We start from the raw sequence: 26,101 nt of genomic DNA on the forward strand, positions 1-26,101 counted from the left end.
AAAACAAAATTCTCAATCTGAAAAAGAACAAAAATAACTCTTTATAAGAATAACACATATACGATGAGATAGATAGCAAATCGATTATATAGTGACCTACGTAGATGAAAGTTCAACTCATTGAGATTATTTATAATTTCTGTACCTATTGAATAATAATTCTGTATACCTATTACAATTGTATTGAAGTTCCAATCAGGCCAATAAAGGTACTTTATCAATCAATGATATAAGGATAGCAATATCATTTGGTTTAGCATCCTTCTTCAACTTTTTATATATTTCCACGTTGATAGAATGTCAAAAGTCCACTTACAACCAAGCACTATTAATGCACTAACCTAAGAATGATAATTGTCTTCATCAAGTTGAATTTCATTAAGCAATTTAGACGGGTTACGTTTACTACTTCTGAATCGACGAGAGTGTCGAGATTTTTTTCATTCCATGTAGTAAGAACTCTTGTGAAATTGCTATCCAAACGAGGTTGTTACACTTCCCTTCCTACATTTGTATCTAGCAACCCTTCCGCTCCCTTAACTGTAGGCGATGAAAGTTCTCCGAGGTTCGTTTTACTTCTGCGTTATCTTTATTGACTAAGAGCCATGCTTTTATTTCTTCTGAGTTCTTTGTTATTCATCCTTGCGCCCTTATAGTTCACGCCTAAAAGGGCACAATAAATAAGCTTCTTTTAGGTCTGTGCTCAAAGACCGGTTGCATATCGGAGCAACGAACCGAGATAGCGGATCACTTCCTCCCTAAAATATAATTGCGTTTAACAATATATCCGTGAAGCAAAATGACCCACCTCCTTTACCGTAATTTCAACCACAGTACAATATCACTATACACGAGTCGAACAGGACTACTCTACAATAATCACTTTTATCATTCTACTTTCCTTAAGCCCATTCCTCATAACTCACATACGGAATCACACAATTAGTCGACGTAATCTCCTTCTGTGTCTTCTTCAATGCCTGTACATAAGTCATATCATCGTTACCCACATAATGATCAAGCTTATCCGCTAGTTTCTCGGAAAAATTTTATGCAATTTGGGAGGATGGAGCAAGTCTTTCCCCAATTGCTAGAATCCATGTGTTTGAAAGGTTAACACAACATATGGGTAACCTCCTTGTTTTCTTTTAGCTATTTATCTCCTATGTTAATTAGTCTTGTTAACCCATTCATTCAACCATTCAATTTCCTATTACTGTTAATTCTGTTCGTCCTTTTATCTCTTTCTGCTACATTGTGCCAATTTCCTTCTTCTGATTCATTGCAATCTCAAGCAATTCCTCTAATGCCATATAGAGACCCCGATTTCCCCTCTAAAGGCATCATAAGCACATTTGAGTACAAGGTAGTCTTGATAGTCATTTTCATCGCGGATGGCATGGATATCAACTTTTTCGGACAATGCATAATAACCACTTCGATGTACTTTTGCGACTTCGCATAGATGGGTCGTTAACCTCTTTAATTGAAACTTACGAATCACTTCGTTAATCACCTGATATTTTTCCGCTGATGTTAGAGTTATTTCTCGGTCTGACTCTCTAATTCCTCGAGCTTTTTTAACAATTCGACCTCAGCTTCAAGATATTTAATCCGTGCTTCAGCTTTTTCAAGTTTCTTCTTACGAGATAACTCTTTAGTGGATGGGCGACCAGTACTTCCTTTTCAGCGACGTTCCTCAAAGTACCCATCTTCTCCGTGAAGCTGATATGAATATCTCCAACGACGCAGTAAACTATTAGCTTTCTCGGTGCCAATCATTTCTAAGTAATATCCATGTTCAGCAAAAATTTGAGACGGGCCTTTACCGTTCTGACTCTCTACGACGGCTAATACTTTAAATTTAGGTTTATATTGGATAGAACGTTCTGGGGCTGAGTTCACATCAGGATTTGTTTCTAATAGTCTACGTTGAGGTTCATTGAAAAGTATTTTACTCATTTAAAACACTCCTGTCAGGCTAGTTATCTTCAGCATACATAGACTTTAAGACAGAAAAAACTCAAAATGGGGTCACTTTTTTAAAAGTGTCTACCATTTGGGGTTCAGTTCAGAACGGTAACAATGTGATTTGTTTCGTGATAAAAATGACTTTTGACAAGAGGGTGAAAATCATCCCACGTGACAACTCCTTAGAATCCTTCTGCTATCGCTCCAGTCAGACATGTACCCTTGACACTACCCATTTTTAATTCTTTCGATAATTCCATTAATGACTCAAGATGTTTATCCCTACCCTCTGTGTTTTACAAGAATATCTTAATAGAAAGATTGTCATCTTTGAGTAATGACTCTTTTAATAATTAAAATGGAGGTGATGATATTGTCAATAGTTTTTAATAAAACTTATATTTACACAGTGAGTCAGGGCGATACATTATATTCAATAGCTCGTAGATTTGGAAGTTCTGTTGAAGCAATAGGACGAGCGAATCATTTATTTCAGCCGGTAACTGATCCTGGTCTTATTTATCCTGGAGATGTACTTGTCGTCCCAGTTCTTTCAAAAACCGGAAAAGTAACTTATATTGTTAAATCCGGAGATACAGTTAATAAGATTGCTTCTAGGTTTGATGCATTTAGTGATTTAGTTTCTGGTATTAATGATTTAGTAAACCCCAACATTATTTTCCCTAATCAACCATTAACAGTACCTGTATTTATATACGAAATACAAACAGGTGATACTCTTTCATCGATATCGAATAGATTTGGAATTTCCCTTTCAAGCATAACAATAGCAAACCAAAACCGACCAGGTTACCAAGGAGATCTGATTTGGCCAGAATATGAGCTAATTCTGCCTTTATCAACCTCTCAAAACATTGTCGTTTGGACTCCACTTCCGGGAACAATAGTAGTTAATGGACAAAGAATAGAGGGTCAGGCAAGAGCGTTTGAAGCAAATGTTTTATATCAATTAAGAGACGCTAACGGAACTATTGTTTCTAACGAACGTTCTACAATGGCTAATAAAGGTGCTCCTGAGTACGGAAATTTCACAAGCACTTTACCATTCAACAGAACCCCTACATCAAATACTGGTGAACTTTGGGTTTACACAAGAAGCGCTAAAGATGGTAGTATCCAAGACTTAGTAAAGACAAAAGTCTATTTTTAAGAAAATTTACCGTGTATTAATGCATAAATCTGATGTGCAATAAGTTGGCTTATTGTTATGAGGGAGAAGGTTTCGCGTTAATTGTTGTATTGTTTATCCTTTTCATCATCATTTGTGTTGCATGTATAAACTAAAATAAAAGGCGAAGAAGCTGGATTATTACTCAGCTTCTTTCCTTTGTATATTTACTTCAATTTCGGATGAGTATTTCACCATGAATTTCTAACCCCATCACATATTCTTTTTATTATTTCCGACAATATTGTATAAAAAATAAAGAATTGTACATACCATTCCTGATTCATAAAATTTAGCTATTCTGTAAGAAAGAAAAGGGAATTAATCTTGCACAGGATCAATTCCCTCATGGACCTTTATCTCTATATCTTTTAATAACCATTTAGCAACGAAAAACACATTCTGGTAATATAATCGTTCCTCAAGAAGGCAGTATACTGCTTCTTTTTTTAATTTAACCATGCTATCGTTAAGGGTTGTTGCGAAAGGATGTTTTTTCTCCTTATCTGCATTCCTTTGGTATAGTGTAAAAAAAGTAGGAGTTGATTGGATGTTTTTCTTGGAACTGTTCCGGCAGTCGCCCGTAAAAATAGTAACGGTGGCACTGCTGATTCTACTCTCGGTTTATTTGCTCCGCAAATCCATCAAGCTTTTCTTTGACAAAACGAGCATCTTGGATGAAAAGCGGGAAGAGACATTAATTCATTTCGCCAACCAGGTGACAAAGGCATTGGGACTGGTCATCTTCTTTATTTATGTACTTAGCTATTTCTACGACCTAACAAAGCTTGTCACTGGTTCGGTCGTGGTCGTAGGTGCCTTGGCATTGATCCTTCAGCATATCATCCGCGATTACATTATGGGGCTGACCTACTTGTTTGAGCGCCAGATCCATCACGGGGATTATGTGATTATCAATGGAAACCGTCAGGGGAAAATCGAGGATATTAGCATGCGCCACCTGAAAATCCGCCAGCATGACGGGTACCTCTATACGGTCTCCTATAGCAGCATCATGGAACTTCAGAACGGGACCCGGGGAATGCGCCGGGTAACCGAAAGCCTTGTCCTCAACTATACGCAAAATCCTGACATTGTTTTCAAGGTGATGGAGGTAGTGGCACAAACATGCAACGAGAAATACGGTGAATACCTGTTGAAGGATGAGAACGGTGTTCCCGTGGAAAGTTTCAAATTCAACCAAATCACCGAACTGAACGTGGATTTTAGGGGTCATCGGTATTCATTATCAGGTCTTGTGAAGGAAGCGGATTTCGTGGATGCGGGCAAAAAAGTAAGGTATGAACTGGCGATGGCTGCTTACAAGAACGACTTGTTGATGGCAGATAGCCTCAACACAAGCCAATAAAACTCATAAAGAGCTAGAGTTCATATCTCTGCTTTTTTTGTTGTTTTCATGAGTACAACAAGTGAAGGCATCGAAGTCGAGTCCAACTGGTTCGTCACCCTCCCGTTATGCTCCACATATAAAACTTGTTGGTTAACTTCCAAATACGCACCTCCATCCATACATTGTTATGTCTAGCCAGAACTACAAAAAGGCTAATTAAAATTGCTGACACCATCCTGGAAACAGATGAGGAATTTGAACGGTAAACCATTAGTGGGCGAACAATTGTTGGATGACACAGCTAGAGCAAAATGTCGTAAAACTGGTAGACCTAAGGTTAATCAGATAAAATTAAATTAGGCTATCGCCATGTATTCTCGAAGAATGACAGTTAAAGAAGCTCCCCCAGATTTCGGCTGCTTCAATCCATTAAGCTTTTTAAAAAGTAACCTCTATATTAACGGCCGTACTCTTTTATACTTCATACTCAATTAATTTTTGCTGGACTTTGTGAGCTTAACGAGTACATAAAGTTTCTAAAAACAATCTAAGGTTCGATAACTATGGAATTTTTAAGTTTTGTGTAGGATCCTAAGGTAAAAGAAGGGGTGAGGGAAGTTTCAATTTTGCGTTCAATTAAAAAAATTTATCAATTTTTTGTTGATATACCTATAAAAGAAGGGACGGTTTTAAACGGACGCTACGAGGTTTTGAATGTTATAGGGACTGGAAGCTATGGCATTGTTTATCTTTGTAATGATTTGAAGTCACAAGAAAATAGAGTGGTTAAACAGCTTCGTCCAAGTAAAAGTCGTAACAAAAAAGAAGTTATGCTATTTAAAAGGGAAACCTCTGTGTTGCGTTCACTGAACCATAGAAATATGCCAATATTATATGAAGCTTTTTCATATAACGGATACTTTTTTTATGTGATGAGTCTTATTGAAGGAGAGAATTTGGAAGACCATATTTTTTATAATAAGAAAACTTTTAATGAGAAAGAGTCTTTACTAATTCTTGGTCAAATGCTCGAATTAGTTAATTATCTTCACACAGAAAATATTTACCATCAAGATTTACGTATTCCAAACATTTTATTGAAAAATAATGAGCCATTTTTGATTGATTTTGGTTTATCTAAACAAAGAGTCTCGGTTGACCCATTTCAATTGCCACTTGGTTCTTTACATAACAAACAGAAAGATATCCTAGAAATGAAACAACAGGACTACTATGATTTAGGTGAAATACTTTTATATTTACTTTATACGACGTACTCTTTCAAAAATAAAAAAGCTCTTCCTTGGACAGAAGAGCTATCTTTAGAAAAGGGAACCATATATTTGCTAAAAAGACTATTACAAATTAAAGAACCTTATCCAACTATTAGTGATATTTCAACCGACCTTCATGCTGCAATTAAAGCTGTACAAAAAGTACATTAGCCGTAGTTAGGAAAGTTAGCTGCTGCTCCGCCCCTTCCGTTTGTAGCGGTTACTTCCGCTCATGGGAGATCGATTATAGCTTCGATTGCTACTACTGCCTCGGCGATAATGATTTCCTCGTTCACTGCTACTCCCTCGACGATATTTACCACGTCTTCGTTCGCTGCTTCCTTGGGACAGTTGCTTGATTTGCTTCATTATTTTTTTAAACATTTTCTTCCTCTTTTCATCATTTTTTTGGAGCTTGTTGTTTGATGTTTTTATGTTTGTTTTTTAGTATAGCATTGAATAAGAACAAAACTAAAATAATTTGTACTCAGCCAAAACTAACGATTTTATGTCAATAGATTTTGGTTTTGAAAAACACTTTTCGGCACCCTTCTTTCGTAATAAGACAATAAAAATAACACGTTTCATTCAATCGCTGAATAGAACGTGTTTTGTGTAGTTTAATACAGCATTAATTGATTCACCATCAAATTCCTTACTAATTATTTTTTACTGGATGATAGTAGATATGCTCCGTATAGTCTGTAATGATTCCATCTACATTTAAATCGAATAGATGTAAAGCTTGTTCTTGTGATCTTGAAGTGTATGGATAAATTTCCATCCCAGCTTCATGAACATTACTAACTAGTTCATCCGTCACAATGTTCATATTTGGATTGAAATAATCAGCATAAGTAGCGAATTGATTTAATTGTTTTTTCGTTACATTTGCCCAACTCGCTCCAGCTAGAACGCCATGAGGGAGATTTGGTAATCGTTCTTTAGATTTTTTCATGGATTCATGGTTAAAGGACTGTATGATAATCTTATTATTATTCGGTATATTCATATTCCTTACAATCAGAGCATCAGCAATTTTTTCTTCCACTCCAGGATAAAGTTCTGGTGCCTTCAACTCTATTAAAATACCAACTTTTCCACGAAACGTAGCTAATACTTCCTCAAAAGTAGGTACATTCTTACCAGCATAGGCTTCACTTGATATGATGGTTGCGAAGCGTTTTTAACAGCCACACTTCATTAAACCCCGATTTCTCCAAACTTTCCCAATCAACTTTTCCGTCACTGATAAATATTAAAGAGAGATATACAGGTTTTTGTGGTATTTCCATATTTGAAATCGTCGGTCTCTCATATTCTGAATTTCTCAAGATACTCATCGTACCATCTGTTTCAAGGAGCGCATAGGCAACTTCTTTTATAGAAAATGCATCTTTTTCCCGCATTAAAATTTGTAGTTGGTTAATATCCATTCTGTTTTTTCATTTCCTGTCTATCTAGATGACCCTTACTGATAATATAGAAGGTTTTCCTTCTAGGTATTTTCTTGTACCTTGAATTTTTTGAGTACACCATTCAGTTATGAAAATCAACGCACCCCATACCACGATTGCAAAAAGTATAGAGCCAATTTTAACACCTTTATCATAAACAGCATTTCCAAACAGTTCTCCGAGAACAAGTGTGGCTATGAAATCAAAGGGAGTAATCTTAGAGAGTGTCATTTTACCCAATAGTTTTGTCACAATAAGTAATGCAGCAAAACCTATTCCAAATTCAATTGCAATTGAATATAAATCCTTATTCGGTTTCCCCTTTATCGTTTTTTCATATTTAGAATGGACAGGACCTCCACCCCCAGCATACTTCCAACTTCTTCACCTTATCGTCGTAATGTCTAGCATTGACCATTATTCTGTTAATTCTAATAAAGATTTTTTCATTTTAGGTGTATTGTTTTCACGCTCTATCATTCGACCTCCTAAGCACCGCTCCGTACATTGCACGAGTACTTCCTCCATCATATGAATGTTTGATTAGTTGACGGCCATTAATTAAACCAGTTCGATTGCTGGCACTTTCCACTATTTTTTCGAAAAGGCGTACAACTTCAAATTCTCTAATTTTTAATTCTGCAATTCGTCTGTCTCGTTCTTCAATTGATCCGCTAGTTATTGTTGTTTGGAAGTAAGGTTGTGTTTTCATTGGTTTCACCCTTTCAGACTGATTGTATTTCGATAAATGCATACTGTTTCTCTGCCCGATAAACCGTCACTCTCATTTCGATTGGTCGCGTAATTGGATTAACCGGCTTGAATGGTTGCACTACCTGTTGGGCATATTGCTTATAGTTCCGCGATTTTGTCGAATCATACATCCGAACTTCCGCCGATTGCTATGCGGATTACAGGTCACTTGTAAAGTGCTATAAATATGCTACTGACCGACTTGTAATACTTATTGAATTCATACGAGGTTAAATAAAACAGGTAGAGAATTCTCTCAAGAATTCTCTACCTAGCTTTCCTAATATTAAATTATTTATTTTTTACAGGATGATAGTAGATATGCTCCGTATAATCTGTAATGATTCCGTCTACATTTAAATCGAATAGATGTAAAGCTTGTTCTTGTGATCTTGAAGTGTATGGATAAATTTCCATCCCAGTTTCATGAACATCACTAACTAATTCATCCGTCACAATGTTCATATTTGGATTGAAATAATCAGCATAAGTAGCGAATTGAGATAATTGTTCTTTCGTTACATTTGCCCAACTCGCTCCAGCTAGAACGCCATGAGGGAGATTTGGTAAAAGTTCTTTAGATTTTTTCATAGATTCATGGTTAAAGGACTGCATGATAATTTTCTTGTTATTCGATAGATTCATATTTCTTTCAATCAGAGCATCAGCAATTTTCTCTTCCACTCCAGGATAAAGTTCTGGTGCCTTCAACTCTATTAAAATACCAACTTTTCCACGAAACGCATCTAATACTTCCTCAAAAGTAGGAACATTCTCACCAGCATAGGCTTCACTAAACCAGCTACCAGCATCCAACTGTCTAATTTCCTCTAACGTTAAATCGCCCACTTTGCCAGTTCCATTTGTTGTACGATCTACAGTGGTGTCATGAATAACGACAAGCTCCCCATCTTTTGTCATTTGAACATCAATTTCAATATAGTCCGCCTTCATTTCAAATCCTTTTTGAAAGGCTCCCATAGTATTTTCAGGTGCATGTCCAGAGGCTCCACGATGCGCCACGTTTACCATTTTTTGCTGTTCCTGTTTCGATATTACCTTTCCTATTTCTCCGTGTTCAGTAGCAAGTGCAGGTCCAGTAAAGGATGTCATCGCAATACTTACTGCTAAAATAGTAATCATTCGTTTCATTTAAGCACTCCTTATTTATTATTAACTCAATTATAAGCAGTGAATATATAGCAGGCATTAATATATCATTAAGAAGTGTAAAGGATATTTACGTACTTTTCCCTATAACTATAGTAGGAATGTTTAGAGATTAAAAAGAAAACCCTTTTTCTAGTTTAACTCTAGCACTAGTTAGCTCATCTTCATATTCGTCACACACCAGCAATCTTCACTTTTCAATCCCCAAACCGTCTTACTTTCTGACACTCTTCTTAGTAGAGTTTTCATATCGTCTTTTAAAATTTAGAGTCAAGTCAAACCCCATCACTGATCTCCTTTACACGTTAGATGCATCTAATAATTCAGCATTATAAACATTAATCCCTTCTTAAAAGGAGATTCAATTTCTCTAGTATTTCTTTTCGTAGGGTTTGTAAAAAACATCGTCATTGGTTAGCCACTTCATGAATGCTCATGCCTTTCTCAATCGGATTTGAACAGAAAAAATGTCGAAGGTCATGTGCAGTAATATCATTTCCAATCTTGGCCGAATAAGTATTAAACAACCTATTCGCAACATGTGCTTTTCTTGCCGAAAAGGTTAAATCTATCAAAAGGTGTTACATTCATAAAGTTGCACCGGGAAAATTTTGTGGCAGTAGCCACTTAGGCCATTAATATAAGAGCCTATTCCTACTATGAACTGTTCCCCGATTCGGAGTTTTTGTATGTATTTATCAAAATCCCCGTATATAATCATGACAAAGACGTAAGCGGAGCGGAAGATTTGATATGAAAAATAGATTCACTGAGGCACGGACACGCCTTTTAGAGGCGAATCCAAATGTAACCATGCAACTGATAGCTTTCAGCCTGAATTCAAATTAAGAGCTGTAATAGAGGACAAGCTTTGAAAAGGTCCCCAGCAAATCTATATACAAAGCGGCTTTAGCCTAAATGAATATGCGTACGAATTTTATGAGAGGAAACAATTGAAATAATAAACTAGGGTCCTGAAAAAGTACCACTAAGCAAAAAAAGGTATAATACCTCAATATGAGGGAATTATACCTTTTTGCTTTTTTGTATAATATCTAAGGACCGCATAGCCTTTCCAAACCTATTACTGAGAATTATTATTTTTTCTTTTTTATTTGATTTTTATTATTTTTATTTTCCTCATCGATTGAGGAATTTTCGTTGTTTTGGATTGCTTCTTCCTTTTTTAAAGTAGCTGGTGAAATTGATGCAGAACTTTTACTTTCCTTACTAACAGGAGAATCTGTTAATGTCCCGCTTACCTCGACCTTTTTACTGACAGCTGATTCTGATTTGTTTTTCTCTCCTTGTACAGAGAGGGAGCCTGTGCGTTTTTCGCGTGTTTCTTCCTTTTTGTCCTCCGCCGCCATTATGCTTTCAATATCGGGATTGCCTTCCACAATCAAAATATTTGGGCTTTCTGTAATATCTACTACGTGCCCTACTGTGTCTTGGTTAACTAGTTTCCCTGCTGCGATTGACGAAGGGACAGAACGCTCAATCCGAGCTTCTTCTTTTCTAATGGTATCCTGTACCTGTTTTGTTTCTTGAATTTTTCTCTTTCCTATAATTACCTCTTCAACAATTACAGCTCTTTTCGTTACCTCTATTCTTTCTTCCATAATTGGGATGCGAATAATTTCATCCTCTCCAAACGGGCTGCCATCAAACTTTCCATCTATGACAGGACGTCGCTCTACATATATTTCTTCTCGAAATAGTGGAACATGAACGGTTCTCTGTTCTTCCACAACTTCTTTACGGAGCTGTAATTCTCCAACTTGGACATTCTCTTTTGTAATTTCAAGCTGTTCTTCATGGAGTCGGACTGCTCTTGAGTTTTCAGTTTCATATTGTGTATTATAGACAGGACTGTCGTAAGTTGTATTCGTATCAACCAGCAACATTATTTTCCCCTTATTTATTTCCTCTTCACACTGTTTTGCTGTATATTTTGGCAGGCCCCTTTCAATTAGCCTGCTGGACAGGGTATTAGCCTGTGTGCGGCCCATTCCTGCTGACAACATGGAAAAATAGCTGTTCATCATAACACCTGCTATAGTACTCACTTGTTGATCAGCCTCTACCATGACTCCGGTGCGGGAAGTGACTAATGGAATGGCACTTTTATTTTCTGCTACTACCATGATATCTGTATCGCGATGCCCCTGACGTTTCAATCCTTCAATTGCATACAAGACTTCTTCATCTGAATTAAAGCTGCCAACAATTCGTTTTTCCACATTTATCATCCTTCCAAAATATACTACATATGAGAATTAATAACATTCACATGTATTTAATGTCTACCCGAGAGATCTCCACTTGAAACAACTAAAAATTGAGTAATTTAATATTTTATAATGTTCAGTCGAAAATATACCCATTTCTAAAGCTAAACTTGAAATGAAAAAATACACAGCATTAGATCGTTCACAAATATATTAAAACACTTTCCGATCTTTCACCCGTTTATTTGCGGCTTCGCGAACAGAATTATAGACTCCCAGATTTGACTACAGTATAAAGGATTTCATATCGACTCAGTGGGAGTTCTATATTATTAATATAAATGAAAACACGCAAAGCATCCGGATTTCCGCTTGCTTTGCGTGTTTTCTAATCCAATTAACCAATTCTAAATGTAACTATAAGTTTGGTAGTATTACGCCGACTCATTTGTCTAACCAAAGTACTTTTGCTTCTAATATTACTCTATTAAGTGAAGAAATTCTTGTTAGTAGTAGCTAAATACTTAGCATATTGAATCGTGTTTATCGCTAAATCTAATTCACAATTAAATATTATTGGGGCCCCGGGCCGCCAATTCACTTCAAACAACCATAACCTCTGATTTTCATCTATTCCAACGTCGATTCCTAGTTCATCGAATGCGACACCATCGTATAAAGTATCAAAATGGTTAGAAAAGCTTAATGAGAAGTGCTCAAGCGTTTTTTTAACATTGAACCAGTCATCATTAAATTCTTTTTGTAAAAAATGATCAAGATAAGCAGTATAACCGCCACTGCCTAAATTTGACGTAATGCTTCCCATAGGACCTACTCGAGGATAAATGGATGTTATAACCCATCTGCCTTCTCCATTTTTTTGGACATGCAAACGAAAATCATAAACTTGGCCAGATTTTATCTGGCTTGAAATAAACTTTTGAACTAAATATTTTTGTTCCTGAATTTTTAATAATGCCAAGTCCAGCATTTCTTGTTTCTTATAAATGGAGATTTTTCCTGCTTCATTAATTTTGTATTTTTCATCATCTTCTTTTTCAATGAAAAGGATGCCTTCGCCTTGGTGTCCCGACAGAGGTTTCATGACGATTTTGGGATGTAGATCAAATATCTTCACTAACATTTCGACATCAGTCAATTCGAATGTTGGAATCAGATATTGTTTGAAATCCTTGCCTCTCCCAACCCTTTTATAGACACTCATTTTATCGCCGACAGAATGACTAGTAAATGGAATCCTCTTAGACAAATAATCTACGGTTCGCTCCCCTTTCTCTGTCAAGGGATAGCTTGCATTATAAATGACGTCTGGAAATGGATATTCCTTGTCAATCCATTCGCCATTTTCATAACATTTTCCGATGATTGTTTGGTTTTTAATATCAACTTTAGCTGGAGTAAAGTAAAAAAACTCCACGCCTTCAGCCTTGGCCACAACTGAGTAAGCATATGCCCTTTTTACTTTACGCGGATCTTTCCTATGATGCAGCATGCCAATTAAAGTCATATTTTTTCAACTCCCCTTATAAAAGATGTCCCTTTAAGAAATATAGTAGAAAGGACTATCAGTACTTCTCATTCCATTAACAAGTAAAATCCTTTGTAAACCCTATATTATAATTTTCATTCTTTTTATATTGACATACTGATATGACTTTCGTTTCTACCACTTACCTCCAATAGTGATACTTTGACGATTTACTAATTTAGGGCTTATACACTGAATACTACAAAAACAATGTAATAATGCAATCACTTTACTATTTGTTCTTTCTAATCGATATAGAGTGTCTATTGTGTCGTTACAATTTCCTTCTATATCAAATGGACGTAATAGCGATAGTTGGGCAGAAGAGTTTGTCAAATCTTCAATTCGGAAAAAGCAAGTTCTAAAAGGGATTTGTAAAGTTGAGGTAGTGCCAAAGGAAGAGTATGGATCAAAAGTTATGGAGGAATATAAAATAATTGGGATAGTTTCCGGTAGAATATCTTGAAAGATTGCTAAATCAGCCTTGTTTTGAGTTTCAATAATCGTCTTCAAAGTGGATTTTACACAACAAACCAATTCACCTTCATTCTTCTTTCCATATTCATTATTAATCATAATTTATTCACTCCAAAAGTTAAATTGGCTCTAAATAAAAACGGATTTCCTTTGCAGCTTCCTTAGCGATTCTCATTGCTTCTTCTTTATATTCTGAAGAAGCCAACACATATCCATAGCGATCGCCCATGGATAAAGGCGGGTGTAAAACCTTCCCTTTTTTAGGTTTAATAAAAACTTCTTCTATTCCCGGCAGCCTGGAACAGCGCATTTTTCCTGTCACCTTTATTAATGTACCTGTAGAGTCACTCGTTAAATAATGCGCATAAACAAACCGAGCAAATTTCTTTTCAAGATTGGGCTCTTGTCCTAAAAATATCTTTATTGTTTCTTCAACAAAATTAATTCCAAATGCAGTTTCAATTATTCGATTCATTGCCCCCCCTGATATCCGAGGGTTTATTTCAATTAGTTTCCATTCATGATTCATCAAACGCATTTCTATATGGCAGGATCCATTTTTAAAATCAAACTGTTCCAAAACCAAACAAACCGTTTCATAAATTTTATTGTAAAAGACTATATCCATATCTCCCAACAAACAATAACCGGTAACAATAAAATGATTGAAAAACGTTATTTCCTGTTCAATCACCGCCACGATATGTACTTTTCCATTGTACACACAGGCTTCAATTAAATATTGAGGACCTTCTAAGTATTCCTCTATCAACACCTCGCTACTACCTTTTTTTAATAACGTATCTATGGCCCCTGCTAATTCACTATCATCTTCGACAAATAGCACATCCTTAGAGCCAGTTGAAACGGGTGTTTTGACAATCAAAGGATATAGCCCTTTTTGTTTATCGATAAAGTCTTCCAAGGAATCATTTTTTCCATACCTTGTAAAATAGGGGGATACCGGAAGGTTTTTTAAAAGTTCACGTGTTAAAATCTTATCTTCCATCTTTACTAAAGGGTCAGGAGACACTGAGGTCAATCCAAATTCTTTTGATAACTTCGCAGCTACATGGACAAAAGGGTCTATAAAACTTAATATAGCCTCTACTATTTTTCCTTGTTTTTGTATTTCTCTTATTTTCTCCGTTACTAAATCGTAGTCTGATAACTCCATCAAAATCATTTGATGAACATCGGGAAAATCAAGTCTGTTTTCAAGAAAAACCTCTCTGTCGGTTAATAACACAGTAAAAAAACCAAGCCTATCAGCAGCTTTTATCGCTTCCCTGCTTGACCCAGATTTATTACCACCAATAAAAATAATCGTTTTCATAAATTGACCTCATCCTTCCAAGTGACTTTGGCGCCATCCTTAGTCTCTGTAAATATATACTATTCAACAGAGAACTGATTTGTTTGGTCTACCTTCGACAACTTAGAAATTCATTAATGATATTGATTTACGTTCTTTAATTAAAACATAACTATCGCAGAGCAAATCGGTTAGTCACCTGAATTTGCTTGAAAGTATTCCTGGAAATCAACGAATACAGCTACTGGTCTAAAGCGTTTATGGTGCATGACCGCGTAAGCACCAAGGATTTGACCACGCTTCTGACCGAACTCATGCCGTACACTTCCCTCTGAAGGAAATGAATTCGAATGTATTTCCTTCTCTCACCACATTCGGGTTAGGAGGTCCTACATATCCCTCTTGCGTAGTAGCTACACGAAGCAATCCATCGCGAGTAGTAATGAAAGATGTATTCGGTCCATTCATCGTTTCATAACGTTGAAAAACGATATCACCTAGCAAAGGATTCAAGCCGAATGTCTCACAGACTTCTATGAAATGATTCGCCTCTTCTTGAGTCCCATTTGCTGGCTGAACAAACCGATTCCAAATCAACGACTTCTGTTCGTTTGTAAACGTAAGTACTTTTTCCATTTATACCATCTCCTTTTGTATTTTTAATAAATAAAAAAGCTGACTTCACCCATAGTTGGATTAATCGGCTTTTAGGTAACCCACTGCAACCGAAAACGAAAGTTGTTTTGTTTTCATTTCATTGCAGCACTCCTTTCAGTTTTATTAAAACAAAAAAAGCCAATGTCACCCATAGTGGGATCAATCGGCTTTTAAAATATATATCACGCAAATAATGCGTAAGTATCTAGTGTGCATACAGCAATTTTGTGACGTAAAACGTCTGCCTAACTCTCCACAAAAAGAAGGGAAATACTAAGGCTAAACATTTGTGTCGAATCTCCTTTTGAAATGAATAAAAGGTTTAACGACTTTCACCAGGGTAAAATGGCGACGAAAAAACTAATGAAATATGTATATATTTTACCTAAATCAAGAAGACTTCGCAAATCGAATGAAAATCAGTATCTACATTATTGCGTGGAGCTACTGGTCCAGCTATTCCCCTTCCTTACGGCGGTCATTATCATGAGTTTAGTGGTTTTACTACTGTAAATGGTGCTAATCCCCATAGACACGGTTATAGTGGAGGAACAAGTTTATAATGGCGTTTTCTGACTAGCAATTTATAAAAAAAATTAATTATAAAACAACCCCTTTGGACCTCCAAGGGGTTTTTACTCTTCAATCGGGTGCGCTTACTTTTTCATTTGTATAGCAACTTTATCCATTTAAATGTCATGGATAGACAACAATGCTCTCCATGCAGCCCATCCCCTATTCCAAATCAACGAATTTTGTTCATTTGTAAGCGCTGAGTGAAAGGAAATAATTTCTTTCTCACTCACCTTGTTTTATTAGCTCGAGTATCCAGTTTTTATAATCCACTAAACGATTGTTCTCTGGTTTGCTTTCAGTTCCAACTATTATGAGCGGTGTTAATGAATCATCTTTATGTAAGGATCCATGTCCACCTCCGCCCGCATGGATAGGACTATGTTTTCCGATGAATTCATAACCTGGCTTTGCATCGACGACAACGAAACGACCTTCATGGGAGTTAAGAGCACCGTATAGTCTCGCAAGTGCATCTGGATAATCACCATATTGGATTTCACTTTGCTCATTTATCGTCAAATCTAATATTGAACCAGCTCCATTCAATGCCCAAGATTGATTGTATGAATCAGTATATTTACCGTGGGATGAGAATGTAAGTTTCTCATCTCCCCCAGCAGCAACCACATGATTCACATCATCCTCTTTCCACGCAATAAAACTAATTCTTTCATCTTTTTTTAACTCTGAAACTATTTCAGAAAAGCCAATACTTTCGTTAACTAAATAAATATAAGCCATGCGCTCATTTACAGCTAACTTCAGTTCGTCTTGTTCATCGATTGGGTCCTTTACATTCCAAATGCGGTACTTATCTAATAAAGAATTTAAATCAATCAGGGATTCATTGTGGTCATTCAAAATGGAAGACTGCCCACTATCACCACTCACAATCCAAATGACTTTCTGAATCGCTTCATCCCATGTATTGTATGAATTTAAAACAGCTTGGAGTTGTTTGTCCATTTCCGCAATCCCATCGGTTTCCGTTGGACCATTGTCATGAACTTTCTTATCTAAATCCGGAAAGTAGGCTAGTGTAAAAGAAGGTAATTTGTCTTTTTGAATGAAGAAACTCAGTTCATTTGCAGTAAATCGATCATTGAGCCCCATCCTTCTCCAAATTTGATTGTTTTCAGGATTGTATTGAGATAGACTACCCAATGACAGAAGGGGTGGTCCTTTGATTACTATATTATGCGGGATGAAGTTTACCAAGGATGCGAGTTTTGGGATAGTTAATCGATGAGGAGAGTCCGCGCGATAAACAAGCCCATTAATCGAAGCGGATTGGAGCCCTGCGTTTGTCAACTTTTCATAAATGGTGAAGACATCCTCGCTTAAATGCTCTTGATTCAAATCGATTAGTCCATCCGATAATACTTGTTTCATCCCATGCTTCCATACTTCTTTGCTTCCAGTACCATAATTTACTAATCGGTTTTCATCTTCTTTGAACCAAATTAGGCCAGGTACTTTATGCTTGTCTGCGTATCCTCCGGTTAATAATGTGCTGTCAATCGTAACCGACATTGTCGGATAAGAGCTAACGGTTTCAGGATTGTAATGACCGTGTTTCATAAAGAATTCCAATGCAGGAGCTTTTCCTTCCTTAATCGCTTGTTGTAACGGTTCATCCATCAGAGAGTCAATTAGTAAAAAAACAACAGGTTTGGAAGTTGGCAGAATTGAAACTTCGTTTATGTCTTTTATTGGTGTTTTCAAACCCCACCAATACAGAACAACTAGAGAAAGAAAAATTAATCCCATGGATATAAAAATTCTAATAACCATAACTTCACCCTTTAATCTATAATTACCGTTAGTATGGTTAGATTTATGTTAGACAATACAAATTTCTTCATTTCTATCTATTTCTCTCTTACTTACGATAACAGAGCTCTCTTCCCCCTAATTCATGTGAATATTTTAAGTTACTTAACACCCTGGACCATGCCATTTCATGCTTGATCCAACTCTTGTCCATTTTCCCAACCAGTGTGCCTTACCTGTCAGTAGTGTTTTCATTAATTTCCTTGAAACTTTCCCCTATTTTCCACTCTAGTCCTAACTTTGTGCTTTTCCCTCTACCTTTTACTCTCTAAATCACTTATTTTCTGTTAAAATAGTAAAACAAGTAATAATATTGCGACAACTTTTGGAGTAAGATAGGTAAATAGAGTATAAAAACGGAGGTCAAGAGATTTGGGAGAATTTCTCAATTTTATTTATTACGATTTTAAATACAAGCTATATGTTCCTAGTGAATATAATTCAGATAAAGAGTCTCCGTTGTTGGTGATGCTTCATGGATGTGAACAAGATCCGGATGATTTTGCTGCAGGCACAAACATGAACACACTTGCTGAAAAGGAAAAATTCCTTGTCCTCTATCCTGATATGAACCATCTGTTAAATCCTACAGATCTGGCCGGGTATAACCCCTTTGGCTGCTGGAACTGGTTTTTAGATGAAAATCAACACCGCGGTAAGGGACATCCAAAGCTAATTTATGAGATTTTTAATGAGGTCAAAAGTAAATACAAAATTGACTCAAATAAAGTATACGCTGTGGGCTTCTCAGCAGGCGGGGCACTAGCCTGTATTCTTGGTGTTACGTATCCAGATGTCTTTAACGGTATCGGAATTTGTTCGGGACTAGCCTATGATGCTGCCAATGTATATTTTCTAACCGACCCGATGGCTAAGGAAGCTAAGAATAGTATGGAGAAAGGCGTGTTTGACCCATATGCATGCGGAAACAGTGCATTTCAAGAGATGGGAAAGTATAAGAAAAAAATAGGGGTGATTGTTTTCCATGGAATCTGTGATACCACGGTCCACCCCATTAACGGCCAGCAGGTTATCACCCAATGGGCTCAAACCAATTTTCTCGTTGAAGAAGGTATAGGCCTTGCTGATGTTACCCCTGCCCTGGTCAAATCAGATATTATAAATGGAAATAGCTATACCAAGCATGTATATATAGATGGGGACGGCGAACCATTATCGGAACTTTGGATGATCGATAAAATGGGGCATGCCTGGTCTGGTGGAAGCCCGAATGGTTCTTACACCGATCCCTCGGGTCCAAATGCAACAGAAATTATCTGGAGTTTTTTCAGTAAACATCAACAACAGCCGGAAGAAAAACTGATTGAGACTTCGGCCAAAAATTCAATCTCGGCACCAGTTGTGATACCAGTCAATCCACAGGACGAATCACCAAAGAAGAACTTTTTTAGCATCCTACTTTCAAAACTTATAAAAAGAAAAAATAAAACAAAAAATTAAAGAACCTTCCCTATGAATCAAGTTTGACGAGTTTTTTTATTTGAGCCACATGGGAGTTCATTCGGATCAAACTTTTTCATTCTCTCTTTTTTATTCAATGTCATATTCTATTCCCCGGCACGAGGCACAAAGAGAAGGAGTTGTGGCATACTGGTGATATCCTTCCTTCGTGGTTGTTTGACACATTAGGTCCTGTCCTTCAAGACAGAGATAGCAGTCGAAATGCGCGTCATAAACATACTCATATTTTCTGAAGAATCCCTCCTTTGTATTGGTCGTTTGTATGGAAGTGCAGGAAGGACTTGATTCTCTAAAAGGTAGTTCGCAATGGTTGATGTCTTGTAGGCTGCATCAGCGGCAACTTCTATAGGACGTCCCACCCTAGTCGATGATCTTCTAGACTAGCGGCTCAAACATCTGTCTGTCGTGAACATTTCCTCTTCATTCGCTATCGCAATCCAGAGTAAAGGGTGTTCCCTAAATGACTAATCTTTGGATAGATTAAATAATTCTGATTTAACTCGGCATCCTTCTTACCACCAGTATTCAGAGTATTGAATCACAAGCTAATTCTATATTCCTCCTATACTTTTACTTCGCTAACAAATTCAGCGGATTCTTCCAATAAATAAAACAGCTTTTTACGGTCTTCATTATCATCCCGTAAATCCACATCTACAGCCACCCTAACTTTGAGAGTTTTGGCAGTTACCTTTAGTGGTTGTAAATGTCTAATTGATTCCGTAATCTTGAACATCATATCTGACACGATTCGTTTTCCAATCGACTATTTTACTTCCGTCTGGTGAAACCAAATCTATATAGCCTTGTAACATCGGGGCTGAATCTTCATTAGAAAGAGGTAGTTGAAAATGAATCTCCGTTTCACCCATATTCTCTATAATCCGTGCATTGCTCACCAACTCTGACATTTCATCCATGGTCTCTTCTGAATGAGACACCCCATTGATTTTATCCTCGACCGCTTTATGAACTCCTTTACCCAAAGCTAGAGGGTATGTTGCTGAAGTAACAGCGTATTTCTTATCATTCATCGAATTCATACTAAACAATACCTTTCCGGTTATAAAAACCCTTTTTTATTTCAATGTGCGTATGGAATGGTCAACTGATTGTCTGAATACGTCAATATGGAAGCCCGTCTGGTGATTATAGGTGAAGGCATGAAATCGTTAAATTAGGAGGTCGTCAACCCCTATTAAGATGAAAAATAAAGATAGTTGACCAGACTTATCCATTTCCATAGAATATGAGACCTTTGCAAGAGTATTCATTTTAGAATTGGATAGACTGGGAAAAAAACCCGATATTCTAACTCTCCCACGCGTTATGATAGATTGCGAAGGGAGGAGTAATGAGATGAAAAAATCGATTGCAGTACTCATGCTCGGTTCGGCGCTCTTACTGCCGAACAACAATAGTGTAGAAGCTTCAAATTTGGATAATAATGTACAGGTGCAAAAAGCACAACAGTACATTCAAAGCTACATAGGAGGGGACAAACAACCCTATATGTACAACACTTCACTCAAAAAAACGATAAATTTTGATCGACTTTATAGTTTAGCGAAATCTTATGCAAATAATACAGAGGTTGCTGTACCAACCCAGAACCAACAGGAAACTAAACCAGTTACGGTTAAGCCAGAAGCGAAACCAGTGAAGGAGCCTGTTACAGCTAAGCCGGTAGAAAAACCAGCTCCGACTAAGCAGCCGGCAGCGACACCAACACCGGAAGCAACTCCACCAGCTAAGACAGCACCGCAAAAACCGGCAGAAGTAGCGCCAGTAAAACCTGCAGAAACAACATCTGATGCATCTGTTTCTGAAATTGAAAAAGCTGTACTTGACCTAACAAATGTTGAAAGACAAAAAGCAGGTCTTAAACCATTACAAACGGATGCTAAATTGATGAACTCTGCAAGACAAAAATCAACAGATATGGCTTCAAAAGGATACTTTTCACATACAAGCCCGACTTACGGATCACCGTTCGATCAAATGAAAGCAAATGGTGTAACATATAAATCGGCTGCTGAAAATATTGCGATGGGCCAACTTACAGCCGAAGAAGTCGTAAAAGGATGGATGGAATCACCAGGGCATAGACAAAATATCTTAACGGCTGATTTCACTCACATCGGTATCGGTTATGACAAAAACGGAAACTACTGGACGCAGCAATTTATCCAGAAATAATATGATTGAAGAGTCGTCCTTTGCACTGGAATCGTTCCGGTACAGAGGATGACTTCTTTTGATATATTTTCAGTTTTTGCTAACCATTGTTAAGTGAATCAATTTCATAGCATTTAAACTGCATAAAGAAGTCCTCCTTGTTTGATGATGGGTCAATGGTCGTTGACACCCACATCATACTAGAGGGCTTTTTTTCTTGCAAGACCCGGAACATCCTTCAAACAGGAATGCTGCCCCGTTATTTTAGGTATAATCCTTCACAATCTCAATTGTATTATATAAATATTTGTTTATTATCCTCAATAATATGGCCCGATTGCGGAACAAAAATTAAAAAGCACTCTTTATCAAAAAAATAACCTGTCAAAAATTTTAAAACCCAATATATGTTCCAAAACTAGTCCTTCTCTGAACACACACAAATCCCCGTTGAAATGAATGCTTATTATCTATAGATGTTACGAAATCCTCTTCATTATTCTACGTTCAATAACCTAATAAAATCTATCTTATATTGCAATGAAGAAACCCAGCTAATCTTCTAATGTGAAGTTAGTCAGTTTTTTAAATTTATATGTGCAAAATAGCGCTTGAAATACGCGCAAATTATCGGTCATAGTGACACCCACTACCAGAGGTACAGATCCCTTGGATATATAATCTACACAAAAAAGAAGATCAGATTTCGCCGACCTTCACAATTTCCTTGTAATACTTAACTTGCGATACATTGCTATTACCTTTATATTTTCTCGTTCCCATACTTCATTCCTAAACACCGGGATTTTGAATTGTTTCTCCATTTCAGTCATTAAACCAGCCAGTAGAATATCTTTTCTTGGTTGATCTGCATGGATGATCCTTTCATATTCCCTTTGATATTCTAAAAGTGATTTCTTGGCCATCACTATCTGTCCCCTCTAGCTACTTCTCTTTTGGCACGAATTAGTGTGCGTATAGGAATTCACTTCCAATAGCTGTAAAGCGTGTGCTTCTTACTTTTTAGTGAATTTCTTCGGTCTACCTTCACGGAAATCAGGATTCTGTTTCGCAATGGCTGAGATCAAAGTAATAGCATTCATCGGTTTATGGACAATAAACGCAGTACACATCAATTTCATTTTTTTCGACAACTGATGTAACTATTCCTCTTGTGTTGCAATTAGATGAACGAAATCTGACTTCTAGAATCCCTCTAGAAGTTAACTCCCTATACTTGACTTGAACTCTTTTGAAATAACCATCTTTATAAATGACAAGATCAAATGGGGAATGTTCGGTATGGGGTATCAATATCATATAGCCCTTTTGGTGTAAATCGACCTGGGCTTTTAAAACTCCTAAATCTCCCTTATTCTAAGTGTGATGATACAAGGTTGTTCACCTTTTTCCTGTAATGTTCCGGTGCTCAATAGAAACATCACTGATTTCCTTTAAAAATAAAACAAGAATCTTACCGTTTTCATGACTATCAGTCCCAATTTTGAATTATATCCATTATGATTGATTGGGAAAATTATTTCCAATTTTATAAATGACATATCAGTAGAACATTCGATATTTCTTTCAAAAGCATAGTGCTGGAACAAGCTAATCACTTGTCCTGTTTGAAATTTGTGTAGTTATTTTTCATAAAAAATCAATTCCAACCGGATTCGGAATTTGATCATTGGGGACGGAAGAGTATACGCGGATCTATTTTTATTAGTAAATAATGAAGATTGGGCTTCACTAAAAGGAACAGAAAAAACATTGGCTATATTAAAGTATGACAAAGATCCAAGTGCCAACGGATTAAGTTATGACGTGGAAAAAGCACAGCTAGTTCGAATACAAGACTGAAAAACGAAGGACTCTCCAGTAATAAAAAGCCCCCTATAGAATAGACACTTAAAAAAGTCTATTCTATAGGGGGCTTTTTAATGAAAACAGCTCTTTTTAAAAAAGGGAACGTACCAATGTAAGACCCATGAGATACTGAAAATCGTCTTTGTTCAATAAGAAAAAGGCTTTATTCCTTCTTGAAGTAAAGCTAACTTTTAGTTCGTATCCTCCGTTAAGAAAGTAATTACTACAATTAATGCAAATGCCAATAGTAATAAAGTCCATCCTACAATGAAGAAAATCATCACTAATGTTTCACTTAAGTTAAATGGGTTTAAATTATACATCCACATACCAAACCTTAGACCAAATGCACCAAGCATTACTGTAATAGCTTGTATAGACACAAGTTTTTTATGATTAAGCCAAGAACACCCGTGACTTCAGTCGTGGGAGGTTCATATTTCACAGTATAGACTTTATAACATGTTCCCCATGCAAATACGGATAACCATCCAACTAATAATATATGTACATGTGTATTTGCCGCAGTTGTGCTTGTCATCGCATTTGTTATTTCAAGTACAAAATTATAGAAGCCTCACCTCAATTAAACCTACTTAAAACTTCGCTATCTCATTAGATAGCGAAGTTTTATTTTATATTCAAATCACTGATCGTAACCACTTTATCATGTAGCAGTCAAAGGATTTTGTTGTTTAATCTCTTGTATCGATAAATGTATACTATAATTCCCATGCTCAAGAATTTTATCTAGAAAGAGATTCAATTGTTCTTGAGAGTTCAATTTGGCTTTTATATGGTAACAGCCTTCTCCTGATACGCGGTGAACTTCCACTACCTCTTTGCAATCATTCATTAATCGTATAAACGCATCATGTTTTGCTGTTTTCATATATATAATGATAAACGCTGTATAAGTGAGTCCCACTTTCATTTCATCGACTTGTAGAGAGAAGGCTTTAATTACGCCACTATCTTCAAGTTTTTTTATACGATTCCCTACTGCTTGTCCCGTCATATGAATTTGTTCGCCTAAGTCTTTCCATTGGATACGTGAATTATCGGATAATAACCGTAGGATTTGAAAATCAATGTTATCAAGTTCCATAATACATTCCTTTCACCGTGAAATTTTTTGAGCTGAAAGTGTTTCGCCAACCTAACGATAAAAAACAATATACGAGATATGATTATAGTGGACCAAAATACTTTAAATGAGGTGGAGAAATAATGAGCACAGCGCTAATTATTGTAGATATTCAAAATGACTATTTCTCAAATGGAAAGATGGAATTAGTTAATCCAGATAAAGCCGCGGCTAATGCTGCTAAAGTTCTTGAATGGTTTAGGCAGAACAATAAAGAAAATATTTTTCATGTTCAGCATATCGCAGCTGATCCAGCTTTAGGATTCTTCCTTCCGGATACAGACGGTGCTGTAATACATGAAACTGTTCAACCTTTGGAAAACGAAAGCATTATCATCAAACATTTCCCTAACAGCTTTTTACAGACTGATTTGGAAAACAAATTAAGAGAAAATGGTGTAACCAAGGTAGTCGTGGTAGGAATGATGACGCATATGTGTATTGATGCGACAGTCAGAGCGGCAGTGGATCTAGGCTTTGAGACGACACTTATTGAAGATGCATGTGCGACAACAGACTTATCTTATGAAGGTAAAGACGTTCCAGCTGAACAGGTTCATTACGCGTTTGTCGGTGCACTTAACGGTATGTATTGTGCTGTAACTTCGACTGAGGACTTCTTGCAATAAGAAACACAATCTTAATGTAAAAGGCATTTGGGAATGCGCTTATTCCCAAATGCCTTTTACTTTTTCCGGAAATAATCTACGCGAAAAATCTCCTCATTTAGCGTGATTTATGCAGTAATAGTAACCTTTACTACCACATCTAATTTACCTGTTTCCGAGGTTGTTTCGGATCTTGGGACCTTTCCTGTTGAAGGCAAAAACTTTTCAAAGTGTAGATTTACAAATCTGAAGGACCCCACACTTTTCTAAAGAATATAATGTACTGCTAGCTTATAAGTTAATTGTTAATATATTTCTCAAACACATCACCAAAGTCTTTAATTCGGTATTGGTCACGGGCAGCCGTTAACCAGGAGAAACCAAACTCGGTCAATTGTTTATACTGGTCGGCTAGCTGAATGTCAGACAGACGTGCGTTATGCAACACTGTTACAGCTTTATCAAGACTTCCATTCGCTAACTCTAAAAGTATATTGTTGTCGTGGACTTTTTCCGAAATATAAGATAATGCTTTGTACAGATCAATCAATTGGGCAAGTTGCTTTTTATCAACGTCAATGCTGAACGATTGATTGCCTAAGGAGAACTTGATTTCAACATCCAAATCCACTTTTCCCGCCGTTTCCAAAAACACATCGGTAATTTGATATTGCGAATACGAATAGCGTTTTAGCAAGCGCTTCGAAGATATAGCTTTCTCTCCATCGACGTGAATAAATGCAATGTTCGTAAAGCAATATTCATCCATTTTTGTCTTGATTAAAAAATAAATCTTTTCATTCTCTTCATTTCGAATATAATCATCCGCATCCGTTTTATCATAATCTTCTGGACCTATGATTTTACCGATATCCGACAAGCCTAACGCATCTGAAGCAAATTTTTTCAACATATGCCCCGCCCCTTCTCCCTACTTATATTCTTTCACCTGTATTATATAACTTTTCATGAGATAAATGTAGAACCTCTATTCAAACTGATAAGTAATTACCA

General features: G+C 36.6%; 27 protein-coding genes and 5 pseudogenes. 9 read left to right on the plus strand and 23 right to left on the minus strand.

What is annotated here, in order from left to right; translation table 11 throughout:
• Positions 1-1,303: 1,303 nt before the first annotated feature.
• Together AC25Y5_RS17295 and AC25Y5_RS17300 are read right to left on the minus strand one after the other, a co-directional pair.
• Positions 1,304-1,504 (minus strand): hypothetical protein, encoded by a 201-nt coding sequence (locus AC25Y5_RS17295; protein ID WP_488141382.1) that lies wholly within the window; start codon positions 1,502-1,504, stop codon positions 1,304-1,306.
• A 182-nt stretch (positions 1,505-1,686) separates the two neighbouring features.
• The gene (locus AC25Y5_RS17300; RefSeq protein ID WP_488141383.1) at positions 1,687-1,962 is read right to left on the minus strand and encodes a hypothetical protein; all 276 of its coding nucleotides are present in this window, start codon (positions 1,960-1,962) and stop codon (positions 1,687-1,689) included.
• Between the two features lie 376 nt (positions 1,963-2,338).
• Here AC25Y5_RS17300 and AC25Y5_RS17305 point away from each other — a divergent pair, with 376 nt between their 5' ends.
• The 3 genes from AC25Y5_RS17305 to AC25Y5_RS17315 all read left to right on the plus strand — a co-directional run bounded on the left by AC25Y5_RS17305 (position 2,339) and on the right by AC25Y5_RS17315 (position 4,529).
• Positions 2,339-3,142, plus strand: coding sequence for a LysM peptidoglycan-binding domain-containing protein (locus AC25Y5_RS17305; protein ID WP_488141384.1), 804 nt, complete (start codon positions 2,339-2,341; stop codon positions 3,140-3,142).
• Positions 3,143-3,174: 32 nt separating this feature from the next.
• A complete protein-coding gene (locus AC25Y5_RS17310; RefSeq protein WP_488141385.1) occupies positions 3,175-3,276 on the plus strand; it encodes a YjcZ family sporulation protein in 102 nt (33 codons plus the stop codon).
• A 434-nt stretch (positions 3,277-3,710) separates the two neighbouring features.
• The gene (locus AC25Y5_RS17315) at positions 3,711-4,529 is read left to right on the plus strand and encodes a mechanosensitive ion channel family protein (RefSeq protein WP_488141386.1); all 819 of its coding nucleotides are present in this window, start codon (positions 3,711-3,713) and stop codon (positions 4,527-4,529) included.
• Between the two features lie 20 nt (positions 4,530-4,549).
• Here the strand turns inward: AC25Y5_RS17315 and AC25Y5_RS17320 are convergent, their stop codons facing one another.
• Positions 4,550-4,672 carry a hypothetical protein gene (locus tag AC25Y5_RS17320; protein ID WP_488141387.1) on the minus strand — a complete coding sequence of 41 codons (123 nt, stop codon included), beginning with the start codon at positions 4,670-4,672 and terminating at the stop codon, positions 4,550-4,552.
• Between the two features lie 465 nt (positions 4,673-5,137).
• Here AC25Y5_RS17320 and AC25Y5_RS17325 point away from each other — a divergent pair, with 465 nt between their 5' ends.
• Positions 5,138-5,956 carry a serine/threonine protein kinase gene (locus AC25Y5_RS17325; protein ID WP_488141388.1) on the plus strand — a complete coding sequence of 273 codons (819 nt, stop codon included), beginning with the start codon at positions 5,138-5,140 and terminating at the stop codon, positions 5,954-5,956.
• Positions 5,957-6,443: 487 nt separating this feature from the next.
• Here AC25Y5_RS17325 and AC25Y5_RS17330 read toward each other — a convergent pair whose 3' ends face one another.
• The 12 genes and pseudogenes from AC25Y5_RS17330 to AC25Y5_RS17385 form a co-directional block, all read right to left on the minus strand.
• Complete coding sequence (locus AC25Y5_RS17330) at positions 6,444-6,956, minus strand: glycerophosphodiester phosphodiesterase (RefSeq protein WP_488141430.1); 513 nt, start codon at positions 6,954-6,956, stop codon at positions 6,444-6,446.
• The gene (locus AC25Y5_RS17335; RefSeq protein ID WP_488141389.1) at positions 6,943-7,221 is read right to left on the minus strand and encodes a DUF421 domain-containing protein; all 279 of its coding nucleotides are present in this window, start codon (positions 7,219-7,221) and stop codon (positions 6,943-6,945) included. The genes AC25Y5_RS17330 and AC25Y5_RS17335 overlap by 14 nt, the downstream gene beginning before the upstream one ends.
• A gap of 24 nt (positions 7,222-7,245) precedes the next feature.
• Positions 7,246-7,569: a DUF421 domain-containing protein gene (locus tag AC25Y5_RS17340; RefSeq protein ID WP_488141431.1), complete on the minus strand. Its 324-nt coding sequence runs from the start codon at positions 7,567-7,569 to the stop codon at positions 7,246-7,248.
• Positions 7,570-7,708: 139 nt separating this feature from the next.
• Positions 7,709-7,954 carry a hypothetical protein gene (locus AC25Y5_RS17345; RefSeq protein WP_488141390.1) on the minus strand — a complete coding sequence of 82 codons (246 nt, stop codon included), beginning with the start codon at positions 7,952-7,954 and terminating at the stop codon, positions 7,709-7,711.
• A gap of 13 nt (positions 7,955-7,967) precedes the next feature.
• Positions 7,968-8,126: a hypothetical protein gene (locus AC25Y5_RS17350; protein WP_488141391.1), complete on the minus strand. Its 159-nt coding sequence runs from the start codon at positions 8,124-8,126 to the stop codon at positions 7,968-7,970.
• Between the two features lie 160 nt (positions 8,127-8,286).
• Positions 8,287-9,147, minus strand: a complete 861-nt coding sequence (locus tag AC25Y5_RS17355; protein ID WP_488141392.1) for a glycerophosphodiester phosphodiesterase — start codon at positions 9,145-9,147, stop codon at positions 8,287-8,289.
• A gap of 356 nt (positions 9,148-9,503) precedes the next feature.
• Positions 9,504-9,704, minus strand: a pseudogene (locus AC25Y5_RS17360) (transposase); the annotation flags it as partial.
• 558 nt (positions 9,705-10,262) lie between these two features.
• Positions 10,263-11,417 carry a YsnF/AvaK domain-containing protein gene (locus tag AC25Y5_RS17365; protein ID WP_488141393.1) on the minus strand — a complete coding sequence of 385 codons (1,155 nt, stop codon included), beginning with the start codon at positions 11,415-11,417 and terminating at the stop codon, positions 10,263-10,265.
• Between the two features lie 466 nt (positions 11,418-11,883).
• On the minus strand, positions 11,884-12,924 hold the full coding sequence (locus AC25Y5_RS17370; RefSeq protein WP_488141394.1) for a YheC/YheD family endospore coat-associated protein: 1,041 nt from the start codon (positions 12,922-12,924) through the stop codon (positions 11,884-11,886).
• Positions 12,925-13,080: 156 nt separating this feature from the next.
• On the minus strand, positions 13,081-13,521 hold the full coding sequence (locus tag AC25Y5_RS17375) for a CotY/CotZ family spore coat protein (protein WP_488141395.1): 441 nt from the start codon (positions 13,519-13,521) through the stop codon (positions 13,081-13,083).
• 19 nt (positions 13,522-13,540) lie between these two features.
• Positions 13,541-14,758: an ATP-grasp domain-containing protein gene (locus AC25Y5_RS17380; RefSeq protein ID WP_488141396.1), complete on the minus strand. Its 1,218-nt coding sequence runs from the start codon at positions 14,756-14,758 to the stop codon at positions 13,541-13,543.
• A 291-nt stretch (positions 14,759-15,049) separates the two neighbouring features.
• The gene (locus tag AC25Y5_RS17385; RefSeq protein ID WP_488141397.1) at positions 15,050-15,373 is read right to left on the minus strand and encodes a recombinase RecT; all 324 of its coding nucleotides are present in this window, start codon (positions 15,371-15,373) and stop codon (positions 15,050-15,052) included.
• Positions 15,374-15,825: 452 nt separating this feature from the next.
• Here AC25Y5_RS17385 and AC25Y5_RS17390 point away from each other — a divergent pair.
• Positions 15,826-15,957 (plus strand): annotated as a pseudogene (locus tag AC25Y5_RS17390) (YmaF family protein); the annotation flags it as partial.
• 235 nt (positions 15,958-16,192) lie between these two features.
• Here AC25Y5_RS17390 and AC25Y5_RS17395 read toward each other — a convergent pair.
• Entirely contained in the window at positions 16,193-17,695 is a 1,503-nt protein-coding gene (locus AC25Y5_RS17395) for an alkaline phosphatase family protein (RefSeq protein ID WP_488141398.1), read from the minus strand.
• A gap of 480 nt (positions 17,696-18,175) precedes the next feature.
• On the opposite strand from AC25Y5_RS17395, the gene AC25Y5_RS17400 reads away from it, so the two are divergent.
• The gene (locus AC25Y5_RS17400) at positions 18,176-19,264 is read left to right on the plus strand and encodes an extracellular catalytic domain type 1 short-chain-length polyhydroxyalkanoate depolymerase (protein ID WP_488141399.1); all 1,089 of its coding nucleotides are present in this window, start codon (positions 18,176-18,178) and stop codon (positions 19,262-19,264) included.
• Positions 19,265-19,381: 117 nt separating this feature from the next.
• On the opposite strand, the pseudogene AC25Y5_RS17405 reads toward AC25Y5_RS17400, so the two are convergent.
• Together AC25Y5_RS17405 and AC25Y5_RS17410 are read right to left on the minus strand one after the other, a co-directional pair.
• Positions 19,382-19,702: pseudogene (locus AC25Y5_RS17405) on the minus strand (IS5/IS1182 family transposase); the annotation flags it as partial.
• A gap of 293 nt (positions 19,703-19,995) precedes the next feature.
• Positions 19,996-20,328, minus strand: a complete 333-nt coding sequence (locus tag AC25Y5_RS17410) for a hypothetical protein (protein ID WP_488141400.1) — start codon at positions 20,326-20,328, stop codon at positions 19,996-19,998.
• A 316-nt stretch (positions 20,329-20,644) separates the two neighbouring features.
• Here AC25Y5_RS17410 and AC25Y5_RS17415 point away from each other — a divergent pair, with 316 nt between their 5' ends.
• Positions 20,645-21,484 (plus strand): CAP domain-containing protein, encoded by an 840-nt coding sequence (locus AC25Y5_RS17415; protein WP_488141401.1) that lies wholly within the window; start codon positions 20,645-20,647, stop codon positions 21,482-21,484.
• A 695-nt stretch (positions 21,485-22,179) separates the two neighbouring features.
• Here the strand turns inward: AC25Y5_RS17415 and AC25Y5_RS17420 are convergent.
• Both AC25Y5_RS17420 and AC25Y5_RS17425 read right to left on the minus strand, forming a co-directional pair.
• On the minus strand, positions 22,180-22,389 hold the full coding sequence (locus tag AC25Y5_RS17420) for a hypothetical protein (protein WP_482100984.1): 210 nt from the start codon (positions 22,387-22,389) through the stop codon (positions 22,180-22,182).
• Between the two features lie 184 nt (positions 22,390-22,573).
• A pseudogene (locus AC25Y5_RS17425) lies at positions 22,574-22,858 on the minus strand (group I intron-associated PD-(D/E)XK endonuclease); the annotation flags it as partial.
• 288 nt (positions 22,859-23,146) lie between these two features.
• Between AC25Y5_RS17425 and AC25Y5_RS17430 the strand changes: the two are divergent.
• Positions 23,147-23,326, plus strand: a complete 180-nt coding sequence (locus tag AC25Y5_RS17430; protein ID WP_488141402.1) for a lipoprotein BA_5634 family protein — start codon at positions 23,147-23,149, stop codon at positions 23,324-23,326.
• Between the two features lie 197 nt (positions 23,327-23,523).
• Here the strand turns inward: AC25Y5_RS17430 and AC25Y5_RS17435 are convergent.
• Positions 23,524-23,873 (minus strand): annotated as a pseudogene (locus tag AC25Y5_RS17435) (hypothetical protein).
• A 126-nt stretch (positions 23,874-23,999) separates the two neighbouring features.
• Positions 24,000-24,440, minus strand: a complete 441-nt coding sequence (locus AC25Y5_RS17440) for an Lrp/AsnC family transcriptional regulator (protein WP_488141403.1) — start codon at positions 24,438-24,440, stop codon at positions 24,000-24,002.
• Positions 24,441-24,562: 122 nt separating this feature from the next.
• On the opposite strand from AC25Y5_RS17440, the gene AC25Y5_RS17445 reads away from it, so the two are divergent.
• Entirely contained in the window at positions 24,563-25,108 is a 546-nt protein-coding gene (locus tag AC25Y5_RS17445; RefSeq protein WP_488141404.1) for a cysteine hydrolase family protein, read from the plus strand.
• A gap of 277 nt (positions 25,109-25,385) precedes the next feature.
• On the opposite strand, the gene AC25Y5_RS17450 is transcribed toward AC25Y5_RS17445, so the two are convergent.
• Positions 25,386-26,000: a PH domain-containing protein gene (locus AC25Y5_RS17450; RefSeq protein WP_482106119.1), complete on the minus strand. Its 615-nt coding sequence runs from the start codon at positions 25,998-26,000 to the stop codon at positions 25,386-25,388.
• Positions 26,001-26,101: the final 101 nt, after the last annotated feature.

Source organism: Sporosarcina sp. Y1011 (assembly GCF_057669885.1).

What these genes read in the sequence shown, in the direction of transcription:
- AC25Y5_RS17355 (WP_488141392.1), bottom strand. Translation starts at nt 9,147, where the DNA reads ATGAAACGAATGATTACTATTTTAGCAGTAAGTATTGCGATGACATCC.
- AC25Y5_RS17450 (WP_482106119.1), bottom strand. Translation starts at nt 26,000, where the DNA reads ATGTTGAAAAAATTTGCTTCAGATGCGTTAGGCTTGTCGGATATCGGT.
- AC25Y5_RS17300 (WP_488141383.1), bottom strand. Translation starts at nt 1,962, where the DNA reads ATGAGTAAAATACTTTTCAATGAACCTCAACGTAGACTATTAGAAACA.
- AC25Y5_RS17370 (WP_488141394.1), bottom strand. Translation starts at nt 12,924, where the DNA reads ATGACTTTAATTGGCATGCTGCATCATAGGAAAGATCCGCGTAAAGTA.
- AC25Y5_RS17445 (WP_488141404.1), top strand. Translation starts at nt 24,563, where the DNA reads ATGAGCACAGCGCTAATTATTGTAGATATTCAAAATGACTATTTCTCA.
- AC25Y5_RS17375 (WP_488141395.1), bottom strand. Translation starts at nt 13,521, where the DNA reads ATGATTAATAATGAATATGGAAAGAAGAATGAAGGTGAATTGGTTTGT.
- AC25Y5_RS17335 (WP_488141389.1), bottom strand. Translation starts at nt 7,221, where the DNA reads ATGGATATTAACCAACTACAAATTTTAATGCGGGAAAAAGATGCATTT.
- AC25Y5_RS17415 (WP_488141401.1), top strand. Translation starts at nt 20,645, where the DNA reads ATGAAAAAATCGATTGCAGTACTCATGCTCGGTTCGGCGCTCTTACTG.
- AC25Y5_RS17420 (WP_482100984.1), bottom strand. Translation starts at nt 22,389, where the DNA reads ATGGCCAAGAAATCACTTTTAGAATATCAAAGGGAATATGAAAGGATC.
- AC25Y5_RS17410 (WP_488141400.1), bottom strand. Translation starts at nt 20,328, where the DNA reads ATGAATTCGATGAATGATAAGAAATACGCTGTTACTTCAGCAACATAC.
- AC25Y5_RS17305 (WP_488141384.1), top strand. Translation starts at nt 2,339, where the DNA reads ATGATATTGTCAATAGTTTTTAATAAAACTTATATTTACACAGTGAGT.
- AC25Y5_RS17380 (WP_488141396.1), bottom strand. Translation starts at nt 14,758, where the DNA reads ATGAAAACGATTATTTTTATTGGTGGTAATAAATCTGGGTCAAGCAGG.
- AC25Y5_RS17440 (WP_488141403.1), bottom strand. Translation starts at nt 24,440, where the DNA reads ATGGAACTTGATAACATTGATTTTCAAATCCTACGGTTATTATCCGAT.
- AC25Y5_RS17345 (WP_488141390.1), bottom strand. Translation starts at nt 7,954, where the DNA reads ATGAAAACACAACCTTACTTCCAAACAACAATAACTAGCGGATCAATT.
- AC25Y5_RS17310 (WP_488141385.1), top strand. Translation starts at nt 3,175, where the DNA reads ATGTGCAATAAGTTGGCTTATTGTTATGAGGGAGAAGGTTTCGCGTTA.
- AC25Y5_RS17365 (WP_488141393.1), bottom strand. Translation starts at nt 11,417, where the DNA reads ATGATAAATGTGGAAAAACGAATTGTTGGCAGCTTTAATTCAGATGAA.
- AC25Y5_RS17350 (WP_488141391.1), bottom strand. Translation starts at nt 8,126, where the DNA reads ATGTATGATTCGACAAAATCGCGGAACTATAAGCAATATGCCCAACAG.
- AC25Y5_RS17385 (WP_488141397.1), bottom strand. Translation starts at nt 15,373, where the DNA reads ATGGAAAAAGTACTTACGTTTACAAACGAACAGAAGTCGTTGATTTGG.
- AC25Y5_RS17315 (WP_488141386.1), top strand. Translation starts at nt 3,711, where the DNA reads ATGTTTTTCTTGGAACTGTTCCGGCAGTCGCCCGTAAAAATAGTAACG.